Consider the following 11830-nt stretch of genomic DNA (forward strand, 5'->3'; position numbering starts at 1 on the left):
CGCCAGGTCGGCGGCGGTTATCTGCTCGGCCCCAAGCTGATCGAACTCGGCACCATCGCGCTCGAACAAATGCCGCTCACCGCGGTCGCGCGTCCGCATCTGCAAGTGCTCGCCGAGCACACGCACGACACCATCCACCTCGGTGTGCGCGACGGCGACGACGTGCTCTACATCGACAAGATTCCCGGCACGCGTGGCCTCGAAATGCGCTCGCGCGTGGGTCACCGCATGCCGCTGGCATCGACGGGAATCGGCAAGGCGATGATGCTCGACCTGCCGCCCGAGACCTGGAAGAAGCTGCTGGAGGCGTCACATCGCGTGCTAGCGAAGGTGAGTTTCAGGCCCGATCATCAGCCCGATATCGATACCTTCATCCAGCGCATGACGCGTTATTCGCAAGGCGGTTTCACCTTCGATCTCGAGGAAAACGAAGCATCGATCCGCTGCGTCGCGGCGCCGGTGCGTGATGCGTCGGGGGCGATCGTGGCGGCGCTGTCAGTGGCGAGCACGATTCCCTACATGCCGTCCGAGCGCATGGAAGAACTGATTCCGGTCGTGCAGCGCGAAGCGCGCGCGATCTCGCAAGAACTCGGCTGGCGTGTTCCGCAGCCCGCAACACGCAGGATCAAACGATGACGCGGATCGACACATCGGCCGAGACGCAATCAGCCCGCGCTGACGAAGCACCGGCGCTCATCGCGCTCGACTGGGGCACCACGGCGCTCAGGGCCTATCTGCTCGGCGCAAGCGGCGCGGTGCTGGATACGCGGGCATCGTCGGCGGGCATCATGAATCTGCCGAAGCCCGCAGCGGAAGGCGGCTTCGACGCCGTCTTCGAAGAAACCTGCGGCGCATGGCTCGCCGGCGGCGCGCCGCTTCCGGTGATCGCGGCGGGCATGGTCGGCAGCGCGCAAGGCTGGATGGAAGCGCCGTACGTGTCCACGCCCGCCGATCCCGCCGCGCTGGTCGCGGGCATCGTGCGCGTGACAACGCTCAAGGGCGTCACGGTTCACATCGTGCCTGGCGTGCTTGAAGACGGCACGTTGCCCAACGTGATGCGCGGTGAAGAAACGCAGATCTTCGGAGCGCTCGCGAGCGACGCCACGCTGGACCAGGAACCGCACGGCGGCCTGATCGGCTTGCCGGGAACGCATGCGAAGTGGGCGGTGGTATCGAAGGGACGTATTGAGCGGTTCTACACCTTCATGACCGGCGAGACCTACGGTGCGCTGCGCGATCACACCATTCTCGGCCGCACGATGCGCGCGACCGTACAGCCAGATCTGGACGCGTTCATTCGCGGCGTTGATACGGCCAAAGACGCGGGCCACGCAGGGTTGCTCGCCACCATTTTCAGCACCCGCACGCTGGGACTCACAGGGCAACTGCAGCCGGAGCAACAAGCAGATTACCTCTCGGGCCTGTTGATCGGCCACGAATTACGCGGTCTCAATGAAGTGCTGGCGCGAGAGCAAGCGGACCTCGCGGGCAAGGCGTTGAGGCTGATCGGTAACGACGCGCTGTGCGAGCGTTATCGCCAGGCACTTGCACGTTTCGGTTGCCACGATGCGCGGACCGTCGCGCACGCAACCGAACGCGGATTGCATCGGATCGCGCTGCAGGCTGGCCTGATCCAGTCGATCGCCAAGCGCATCTAATTAGGAGCAGGACCATGCAAATCGATATCAACCTCCCCGCGCCTTACGCGCCGCACGCTGGCCTCGCCGCTGCGTTCGAACTGTGTCCACTGATTGCGATCCTGCGCGGCGTGACGCCGGCGGACGCGGCTGATCACGGCCTCGCGTTGTACGAAGCAGGCTTCCGGATCATGGAAGTGCCGTTGAATTCGCCGCAGCCATTCGACAGCATCGCGGCGATCCGTAAGGCGCTTCCCGCCGATGCGATCGTTGGTGCGGGCACGGTCCTTCATCCGGATTACGTCGCGCAAGTGAAAAGTGCCGGTGGCGAGTTGATCGTGATGCCGCATAGCGACGGCGACGTGGTGCGCGCCGCGAAAGCGCAAGGTCTTGCGTGTTCGCCAGGTGTCGCAACGCCGAACGAAGCATTCCTCGCGCTGAAAAATGGTGCCGACGTGTTGAAGATGTTCCCCGCCGAGCAACTGGGCGCGCATGTGGTGAAGGCATGGCGCGCGGTGATCGCGGCGCAAGTGCCACTCGTGCCGGTAGGCGGAATTTCGCCGGACAACATGGGGCCGTTCCTGACAGCGGGCGCGAATGGTTTCGGTCTCGGCTCGGCGCTGTACAAACCAGGTCAGAGCGCAGCAACCACGGCCTCGCACGCTAAGGCGTTCATCAATGGATTAGCGGTTGCGCGAGGCCAGAAGAAATGAACCGGCTCGCAGGCAAGGTCGCGGTCATTACCGGCGCCGGGCGCGGCATCGGTGCGGCGATTGCCGGCGCGTTCGTTCGAGAAGGCGCATCGGTGGTGTTGGCGGAGCTCGATATTGCGTTAGCGCGGGAAACGGCGGCGCGGATCGGGTCGGCGGACAACGTGCTCGCGGTGCAAACGGACGTGACGCAAAGCGCATCGGTGCAGAACGCGGTCAGCGAAGCAGAAGCGAAGTTCGGCCCGGTCGATGTGCTGGTGAACAACGCGGGCATCAACGTGTTCTGCGACCCGCTGACCATGACCGACGATGACTGGCGCCGTTGCTTCGCAGTCGATCTCGACGGCGTCTGGAACGGTTGTCGTGCCGTATTGCCGGGCATGGTTGAACGGGGGCGCGGCAGCATCGTGAATATTGCTTCTACGCACTCGTTCAAGATCATCCCGGGTTGTTTTCCGTATCCGGTGGCGAAGCACGGGGTGATTGGATTGACGCGGGCGCTGGGTATCGAATACGCGGGGCGGCAGGTGCGCGTGAACGCGATTGCGCCGGGTTACATCGAGACGCAACTCACGCACGACTGGTGGAACGAACAAGCTGATCCAGCCAAAGCAAAACAGGCAACGCTCGATCTTCAACCGATGAAGCGCGTCGGCCAGCCGGAGGAAGTGGCCATGACCGCCGTGTTCCTCGCGTCCGACGAAGCGCCGTTTATCAACGCGAGTTGCATCACGGTGGATGGCGGGCGCTCGGCGCTGTACCACGATTAAACCGATTCAGCAGTAAAGGATGACGCACTGGCCGTGGTGCGACGTCATTACAACAAGACGCGGCCAATACCTTCGTACCAACTAGACAGTCAAGTCAGGAGACAGACCATGAAACGCAGAATGTTCCTCACGCTCGTTGCCACGGCCACCGCAGCCAGCGCGACCTTGTTCACGGCGCCGGTGGCGCAAGCCGCCGATGACGTCAAGATCGGCTTCCTCGTGAAGCAGCCGGAAGAACCCTGGTTCCAGGACGAATGGAAGTTCGCCGAAATGGCAGCCAAGGCAAAGGGCTTCACGCTGGTGAAGATCGGCGCGCCGTCGGGTGAAAAGGTGATGAGCGCGATCGACAACCTCGCCGCGCAAAAGGCCCAGGGTTTCGTGATCTGCACACCTGACGTCAAGCTTGGACCGGGCATTGTTGCCAAAGCGAAAGCTGCCGGGCTCAAGATGATGACGGTCGATGACCGCTTGGTCGATGGTTCGGGCAAGCCGATCGAATCAGTCCCTTACATGGGCATTTCGGCATTCAACATCGGCAAGCAGGTAGGCGATGGCATTGCTGCAGAGATCAAAAAGCGCGGCTGGAACATGGCCGAAGTTGGCGCTATCGACGTGACGTATGAACAGCTTCCGACGGCGCATGACCGCACCGCTGGTGCTGTGGAAGCGCTGGTCGCAGCGGGTTTCCCGAAGGCCAATATCGTGATGGCGCCGCAAGCCAAGACCGATACTGAAAACGCCTTCAACGCAGCCAACATCGCGTTGACGAAAAACACCCAGTTCAAGCATTGGGTGGCGTTTGGCCTGAACGACGAAGCCGTGCTCGGCGCAGTGCGTGCTGCAGAAGGCCGCGGCTTCAAGGCGGACAACATGATTGGCGTGGGCATCGGCGGCTCGGATTCGGCGTTGAACGAGTTCAAGAAACCGAACCCGACCGGCTTCTACGGCACGGTGATCATCAGCCCGAAGCGTCATGGCGAGGAAACGTCGGAACTCATGTACACGTGGATCAAGGACGGCAAGGAACCGCCGCTCGTGACGCTGACGACCGGCATGCTGGCAACGCGTGACAACGTAGGCGAAGTGCGCGAGAAGATGGGCCTGGCATCGGCCAAGTAAGGTCTTTTCGTATCAGGTATTAGTAGAGCAACGCGGATCGCAGCGTCTGGAAAGGCGTTGCGGTCCGCACGAATTCCAAGGAGGCGATGTGTCAGCGACGCTGCGTTTTGACAATATCGGTAAGGTTTTTCCAGGCGTGCGCGCGCTCGACGGCGTGTCGTTCGATGTCAACGCCGGTGAAGTGCACGGCTTGATGGGCGAGAACGGCGCGGGCAAATCGACTTTGCTGAAAGTGCTGGGCGGTGAATATCAGCCGGATTCCGGACGTGTCCTGATCGATGGCAACGAGGTGAAATTCGCAAGCGCGGCTGCATCGATTGCGGCGGGTATCGCGGTGATTCACCAGGAGTTGCAGTACGTACCCGATCTCACGGTCGCCGAGAACCTGCTGCTCGGCTCTTTGCCGAACACGTTCGGCTGGGTGCACAAGGGCGAAGGGAAAAAGCATGTGCGCGAGCGGCTGCTGCAAATGGGTGTCGATCTCGACCCGAATGCGAAGCTCAAGAAGCTTTCCATCGCGCAACGGCAGATGGTGGAAATCTGCAAGGCGCTGCTGCGCAACGCACGCGTGATTGCGCTCGATGAACCCACGTCGTCGCTGTCGCATCGCGAGACGGAAGTGCTGTTCAAGCTCGTGCGTGATCTGAAAGCGGACAATCGCGCGCTGATCTACATCTCGCACCGCATGGACGAGATTTACGAGCTGTGCAATACGTGCACGATTTTCCGCGACGGCCGGAAGATTGCGTCACACCCAAATCTGGCTGAGGTTCCGCGCGATACGCTCGTGCAGGAAATGGTCGGTCGCGAAATTTCCGATATCTACGATTACAAGCCACGCAAGCTGGGCGATGTCCGTTTCGCCGTGACGAATATTGAAGGTCACTCGCTGCGTGAACCAACAAGTTTTGAAGTGCGCCGCGGCGAGATTGTCGGCTTCTTTGGGCTGGTGGGCGCGGGGCGCAGCGAACTGATGCACCTGGTCTACGGCGCGGATCGCAAGAAGGCTGGCACGATCACGCTCGATGGCAAGCCGATCAAGGTTCGCAGCGCAGGCGAAGCGATCAAGCACGGCATCGTGCTGTGTCCTGAGGACCGGAAAGAAGAAGGCATCGTGGCCATGGCGTCGGTGTCGGAGAACATCAACATCTCGTGCCGCCGGCATTACTTGCGCGCCGGGCTGTTCCTGGATCGCAAGAAAGAAGCCGCAACGGCTGAGCGTTTCATCCAGTTGCTGAAGATCAAGACGCCGAGCCGCAAGCAGAAAATTCGCTTCCTCTCCGGCGGCAATCAGCAAAAAACCATTCTGTCGCGCTGGCTCGCGGAGCCGGAACTGAAAGTCGTGATCCTCGATGAACCCACGCGCGGCATTGACGTGGGCGCGAAGCACGAGATCTATCACGTGATCTATCAACTGGCCGAACGCGGCTGCGCGATCGTGATGATTTCGTCCGAACTGCCGGAAGTGCTGGGGGTATCGGACAGGATCGTGGTGATGCGGCAAGGGCGGATCGCGGGCGAATTGCCACGTGGCACCGCGAACGAACAATCAGTGCTGAATCTTGCGCTGCCTGTGCAATCGGAACCGACTGCGAAGGCAGCCTGAAGCAAAAAAGTGGAGATGGAGGACATCATGGAAGTCAGGGAAAACATTACCAACACGCTGGTGCCAGCGAAGAACGACAAGCAGCGGTGGTGGCAGCAGATCACCGAATACAGCCTTGTCGTGATCTTCATCTTGATGTTCATCACGATGTCGCTCACGGTCGATCACTTCTTCTCGATCGAGAACATGCTCGGCCTGGCGCTGTCGATTTCGCAGATCGGCATGGTCGCTTGCACGATGATGTTCTGCCTCGCCTCGCGCGATTTCGACTTGTCAGTCGGGTCCACGGTGGCGTTCGCCGGCGTGCTCTGCGCGATGGTCCTGAACGCGACGGGCAACACGTTTATTGCGATTATCGCGGCGGTGGCGGCGGGTTCGGCTATTGGCTTTGTGAACGGCGCGGTGATTGCGTACTTGCGGATCAACGCGCTGATTACTACGCTGGCTACGATGGAAGTCGTGCGCGGGCTTGGGTTTATCGTCTCGCATGGGCAGGCGGTGGGCGTTTCGTCGGATACGTTTATCGCGCTCGGCGGCTTGACCATGTTCGGCGTCTCGCTGCCGATCTGGGTGACGCTAGCGTGTTTTATCGTGTTCGGCGTGCTGCTGAATCAGACGGTGTACGGGCGTAATACGCTCGCGATCGGCGGTAACGCTGAAGCGTCACGATTGGCTGGTATCAATGTGGAACGCACACGCGTCTGGATCTTCCTGATCCAGGGCGCGGTGGCAGCGCTCGCCGGGGTTATCCTGGCGTCGCGGATTACGTCGGGACAACCGAATGCCGCTGACGGCTTCGAGCTCAACGTCATTTCCGCGTGCGTGCTCGGCGGTGTGTCGCTGCTCGGGGGCCGCGCGACAATTTCCGGCGTGGTGATCGGCGTGCTGATCATGGGTACGGTCGAGAACGTGATGAACCTGATGAACATCGACGCGTTCTACCAGTACCTCGTGCGCGGCGCGATCCTGCTTGCCGCAGTGCTGCTCGACCAGTTGAAGAACCGCGGATCGCGCGACTAAATGAGAGGTTAGGGACAGATGGCCAGTTCAGTCGATAAAAACCTTGCTCGCTATCCGAGCCTCGCCGGCAAAGTGGTGCTGATTACCGGCGGCGCAACGGGTATTGGCGCGGCGTTCGTCGAGCATTTCTTCGATCAGGGCGCGAAGGTTGCGTTCTTCGATATCGATACCGACGCCGGCGAGGCGCTCGCGGATCAGCTCGGCGCGGATCTGGCCGAAGGGCAGTTCCGGCCCGTGTTCCTGCGCGTCGATCTCACGAATATCGACGCGTTGCGTAAAGGCATTGCCGACGTTCGCAGCACGCTGGGGCTCATCGGCGTGCTGGTGAATAACGCGGCGAATGACAAGCGTCACAAGATCGAGGACGTGACGCCCGAGTCCTACGACGCCGGCATCGCGGTGAATCTGCGTCATCAGTTTTTTGCGGCGCAGGCGGTGATCGACGATATGAAGCAACTTGGCGGCGGGTCGATCGTGAACCTCGGCTCAATTAGCTGGATGCTTAAACAAGGAAATTTCCCGGTGTACACCACGGCAAAGGCGGCCGTTCAAGGTATGACGAATGGCCTCGCGCGCGATCTCGGGCCGTTCAATATCCGGGTGAACACGCTCGTGCCGGGCTGGGTGATGACCGACAAACAACGTCGTCTGTGGCTTGACGACGCCGGTCGCCGCGCGATCAAGGACGGCCAGTGTATTGATGCCGAATTGCTGCCCGTGGATCTCGCGCGCGCCGCGTTGTTCCTGGCATCGGATGACAGCAGCATGATGACCGCGCAGGAAGTGGTCATTGACGGAGGCTGGGCATGAAAGCGGATCTGCTGGTCGACAGCCAATGTGCGCTGGGCGAAGGCGCGACGTGGTGCGCCGAAACCGGGCGTTTTTACTGGACGGATATTGAAGGCGAGCGTTTGTGGCGCTACGATCCCCGCGATGCCAGCAGCATTTCGTTCGCCATGCCGGAACGGCTTGCGTGCTTCGCGTTATGCGCCGATGCTGACGTGCTGCTGCTCGGTCTTGCTTCCCGGCTGGCGTTTTTTAACCTGAAGACTCGCGCTATCGAAACGATCATGCCGGTGGAAGCCGATCTGCCGACGCGTATCAACGACGGCAAATGCGACCGCCAGGGCCGCTTTGTGTTCGGGACGAAACACGACGTGGCGAAGGCGGAGAAGATCGGCGGGTTTTATCGGTTGAACGTGAATTTGTCGCTCGAGCGTTTGCCGCTTGGCGAGTGCGCGATTTCGAACAGCATCGCGTTCAGTCCCGACGGTTCGCGCATGTATTTCTGCGATTCGCCGGAGCGTGAGATTCGCGTGTGTGATTACGATTCGTTTGCAAACCAGCGTGTGTTTGTCGAATTGTCGGATGCGAGCGGTGAGCCGGATGGTTCTGCCGTCGATAGCGATGGTGGCCTGTGGAACGCTCAGTGGGGCGGCAGGCGCGTAGTGCGTTATAACGCCGATGGCCGCGAAACAGCGCGTATCGACGTGCCGACTGCGCAGCCGAGCTGCGTCGCGTTCGGTGGAGCACAACTCGACACGGCGTACATCACGAGTGCGCGGGTCGGATTAGATGCGGACGCGTTACAGAACGATCCGCATGCGGGCGCAGTTTTTATCGCGACGCCGTCGGCAACGGGTATTGCCGAGCCGGTGTTTCGCGGGCATAGCCACACGCATTGAGCGGATGGGAGCGGCGGGCGCTTTACGCGTCGCACCCCAGGCCGCGGCATTACGTTGCTAACAAATATGAGGCGGTGCGCACGACGCGCTGCCCGCAGCTTCCCGGGCATGCTTGCGCCTCAGGCCAGGACCACGGGATCGATCGCCTCTCGTTCGGAGTCAGCCACCATGACCGTTGCTCGCCCAGCAGGAAGCTCCACGCCACCACCGGTGGCGTCCCGGCCAGCCGTACCCAGCCGCCGTTCGAAGCTTGCCGCCGCAACGGAGCCGCCAATTCGCCCGGGGCCCGCCACGTCGGTCGTCGCGATGGGCGGCGCGGGCGTCAACGGTTGCATCACACTCGCCAACGCACAATTACGGCTTGATATCGCGCCGGCTCTCGGCGGCGGCATCACCCGCTTCGACTGGCGTAGCGATGGCGCGCTCGTGCCAATTTTCCGGCCGTGCCTAACACCGAGCGCGGCCACCGATCCGAATGAACTCGCGTGTTACCCGTTGCTGCCATATTCGAATCGTATCGGCGGCGGGCGGTTTCAGTTTCTCGGCCGCGGTGTCGATGTGCCGTGCAACCGGCCCGGCGAGCCGCTGCCGCTGCATGGCGACGGCTGGCTTGGCGCGTGGGATGTGGCCTCCGAGAGCTCGACGCACGTGCGGCTCACGCTCGATCGTCGCAATGGCGCGCCATATTCGTACACGGCGAGCCAATCATTCATGCTTGAGGCGTCGACGCTGGTGGTGACGCTCTATGTCGAGAATACGGGGCGCGATGCGTTGCCGTTCGGGCTCGGATTGCATCCGTTCCTCACGCGCGAAGCCGATACCGAGTTGTCAGCGGCAGCCGATGGCTTGTGGCTCTGCGGCGACGATTTCCTGCCGATCCGTCATGTTCCGGCCCCGCCTGCGTGGCAATTCGGCGTGGCCTACCCCATGCCCGACGCGATGGTGAACAACGCGTTCACCGGGTGGAGCGGGCGCACGAGCGTGATGTGGCCGAAGCGGCGGTTGTCGCTGACCATTTGCGCCGATACCGACTACTACGTGCTCTACGCGCCGGCTGGTCAGAATTTCTTCTGCTTTGAACCCGTCGATCACCCGATCAATGCGGTGAATCTGCCCGGTGGCGGCGCTGCGCACGGGATGACGGTGCTGGCGCCGGGTGAAGGCCTGACGCGCGAGTTCAGCTTTACTGTCGAACGGTCGGGGGAAGCCAAGCGGCGCGGGCGGCCGAAGCAGCCCGCAGGCCAGAAAGCGCGCAAGACGGCGGTGGCGGCGCGGTGAGGCGTTAGCGGGTTACCCGTTACCGATTAGCGATTAGCGGTTCGCCGCGCGTCAGGAAACGTGGCGGCGGCGCGTTAAAATGCGGGATCGCTTATTAGCCTTCTCGCCCCGGATGCCCATGTCTTTCATCGAATCGCTCAATGCCGCGTGGTCGCGCACCCAGTCCCTGCTTTGTGTCGGGCTTGATCCGGAGCCTTCACGGTTTCCGGGTGCGTTGAACGGGCGTGCTGATTCAATCTTCGACTTTTGCCGCGACATTGTTGATGCTACGGCGCCATTTGCCTGCTCGTTCAAACCGCAGATTGCGTATTTTTCTGCGCATCGGGCGGAGGATCAGCTTGAACAGCTGATTGCACATATTCACGCGGAGCATCCTGGATTGCCCGTGATCCTGGACGCCAAGCGCGGCGATATCGGCAGCACCGCCGAGCAATATGCAATTGAAGCATTTGATCGATACAAAGCGGATGCCGTCACCGTTAATCCGTATATGGGGTTTGATTCGGTTCAGCCGTATCTTGAGCATGACGGAAAGGGCGTGATCGTTTTGTGCCGCACGTCGAATGCCGGCGGCTCGGATCTGCAGTTTCTTGAGGTCGATGGAACGCCGCTTTATCAGATCGTGGCGCGGCTCGCTGCCGAGAAGTGGAATGCGAGCGGGCAATTAGGCCTGGTTGTCGGGGCGACGTTTCCTCGTGAGGTCGAGCTCGTGCGTTCTTGTGTTGGCGATATGCCGCTTTTGAGTCCGGGCATTGGCGCTCAAGGCGGTGATGTTGAAGCGACCGTCCGTGCCGGGCGCGATTCTTCGGGCAAAGGCGGAATGCTGATTAATTCCTCGCGGGCGATTATCTATGCCGGCAAAGCTGATGATTTTACTGACGCCGCGGCCGAAGCGGCGCGCCGGACTCGCGACGCTATTAATGCGGTGATTTAAGGGCTTTTCGCACAGGCCTGGTGACAGATGAGGCCTTATCCCTCAATAACCGTATTAATTTGTTCCAGCGCCGCTTCGGTGGCGCCCGCTACGGCGCAATCCACAACCCTTCGATCCTCGATGCTTCTCAGCCATGTTAGTTGGCGTTTGCACAACTGACGCGTCGCGAATACGCCTTTATCGCGCATGGTCGCGTAGTCAATAGTCCGGTCCAAATATTCCCAGACTTGCCTGTATCCCACACAGCGCATCGATGGCATTGCCGGCGTTAAATCGCCACGCGCGCGCAGGTTTTCGACTTCTTCTATCAGGCCCGCTTTCAACATGTCGTCGAAGCGCCTTTCTATTCGCCCGTGCAGCACGCTTCTATCCGATGGCTCCAGCGCAATCGGAACAAATTCAGGTTCGCTTTCCTGACTCTTTTTCGGATCTTTCAATATTGCCGATAAAGCTCTGCCGCTCAGCATGAACACTTCCAGCGCGCGCTGGATTCGCTGCGAATCGTTGGGCGCGAGCCGCGCTGCGGTTTCCGGATCAATCGCAGCCAATCGCGCATGCAAGGCCGGCCAGCCATCGCGCGCTGCTTCTTCATCGAGTGCCGCGCGCATTTCCGGATTCGCTTCCGGTAAATCATTTAATCCGCGCGTCAAAGCCATGTAATACAACATGGTTCCACCGACCAATAACGGGATTCGGCCGCGACCTTCAATTTCCGTCACGAGCTTCAAAGCGTCATTCCTGAATTGAGCCGCAGAATACGATTCAGTCGGATCGATGATATCGATCAGATGATGCGGCGCCAGCGCGCGTTCTTCCGCGGTCGGCTTCGCCGTGCCTATATCCATGCCGCGATAAACCAGCGCCGAATCCACGCTGATGATTTCCACCGGCCGGCGCTGCGCGAACGCGAGCGCCGCCGCGGTCTTCCCTGATGCCGTCGGCCCCAATAAACACGCAACCCGACACGCAATCCGCCGCGCGCTCATTGTCCGCGCATGAAAAGTCGATCGAGATCGCCGAGCGTCAACTGGAACCAGGTCGGGCGGCCGTGATTGCATTGGTCGCCGCGCT

General features: G+C 61.1%; 12 protein-coding genes. 11 read left to right on the top strand and 1 reads right to left on the bottom strand.

What is annotated here, in order from left to right:
* The 11 genes from JWR14_RS17395 to pyrF form a co-directional block, all read left to right on the top strand.
* On the top strand, window positions 1-636 hold a 636-nt coding region (locus tag JWR14_RS17395), incomplete at its 5' end, for an IclR family transcriptional regulator (RefSeq protein WP_299709123.1).
* Window positions 633-1658, top strand: coding sequence for a 2-dehydro-3-deoxygalactonokinase (locus tag JWR14_RS17400; protein WP_299709126.1), 1026 nt, complete (start codon window positions 633-635; stop codon window positions 1656-1658). The genes JWR14_RS17395 and JWR14_RS17400, both read left to right, overlap by 4 nt.
* 14 nt (window positions 1659-1672) lie before the next feature.
* The gene (locus JWR14_RS17405) at window positions 1673-2350 is read left to right on the top strand and encodes a 2-dehydro-3-deoxy-6-phosphogalactonate aldolase (RefSeq protein ID WP_299709128.1); all 678 of its coding nucleotides are present in this window, start codon (window positions 1673-1675) and stop codon (window positions 2348-2350) included.
* Window positions 2347-3117 (top strand): SDR family oxidoreductase, encoded by a 771-nt coding sequence (locus JWR14_RS17410; RefSeq protein ID WP_299709131.1) that lies wholly within the window; start codon window positions 2347-2349, stop codon window positions 3115-3117. The genes JWR14_RS17405 and JWR14_RS17410 overlap by 4 nt, the downstream gene beginning before the upstream one ends.
* 108 nt (window positions 3118-3225) lie before the next feature.
* Entirely contained in the window at window positions 3226-4236 is a 1011-nt protein-coding gene (locus JWR14_RS17415) for an arabinose ABC transporter substrate-binding protein (protein ID WP_299709134.1), read from the top strand.
* An 88-nt stretch (window positions 4237-4324) separates the two neighbouring features.
* Window positions 4325-5842, top strand: coding sequence for an L-arabinose ABC transporter ATP-binding protein AraG (gene araG, locus JWR14_RS17420; RefSeq protein ID WP_299709137.1), 1518 nt, complete (start codon window positions 4325-4327; stop codon window positions 5840-5842).
* Window positions 5843-5869: 27 nt separating this feature from the next.
* Entirely contained in the window at window positions 5870-6862 is a 993-nt protein-coding gene (gene araH, locus JWR14_RS17425) for an L-arabinose ABC transporter permease AraH (protein WP_299709139.1), read from the top strand.
* A gap of 18 nt (window positions 6863-6880) precedes the next feature.
* A complete protein-coding gene (locus tag JWR14_RS17430) occupies window positions 6881-7672 on the top strand; it encodes an SDR family oxidoreductase (RefSeq protein WP_299709141.1) in 792 nt (263 codons plus the stop codon).
* Window positions 7669-8547 (top strand): SMP-30/gluconolactonase/LRE family protein, encoded by an 879-nt coding sequence (locus JWR14_RS17435; RefSeq protein ID WP_299709143.1) that lies wholly within the window; start codon window positions 7669-7671, stop codon window positions 8545-8547. The genes JWR14_RS17430 and JWR14_RS17435 overlap by 4 nt, the downstream gene beginning before the upstream one ends.
* Window positions 8548-8715: 168 nt before the next feature.
* Entirely contained in the window at window positions 8716-9825 is a 1110-nt protein-coding gene (locus tag JWR14_RS17440; protein ID WP_299709144.1) for an aldose 1-epimerase, read from the top strand.
* 118 nt (window positions 9826-9943) lie between these two features.
* On the top strand, window positions 9944-10759 hold the full coding sequence (gene pyrF, locus JWR14_RS17445) for an orotidine-5'-phosphate decarboxylase (protein WP_299709146.1): 816 nt from the start codon (window positions 9944-9946) through the stop codon (window positions 10757-10759).
* Window positions 10760-10794: 35 nt separating this feature from the next.
* On the opposite strand, the gene miaA is transcribed toward pyrF, so the two are convergent.
* Window positions 10795-11745: a tRNA (adenosine(37)-N6)-dimethylallyltransferase MiaA gene (gene miaA / locus JWR14_RS17450; RefSeq protein ID WP_299709148.1), complete on the bottom strand. Its 951-nt coding sequence runs from the start codon at window positions 11743-11745 to the stop codon at window positions 10795-10797.
* Window positions 11746-11830 lie beyond the last annotated feature (85 nt).

This window comes from Caballeronia sp., assembly GCF_028292365.1.
Classification (GTDB): domain Bacteria; phylum Pseudomonadota; class Gammaproteobacteria; order Burkholderiales; family Burkholderiaceae; genus Caballeronia.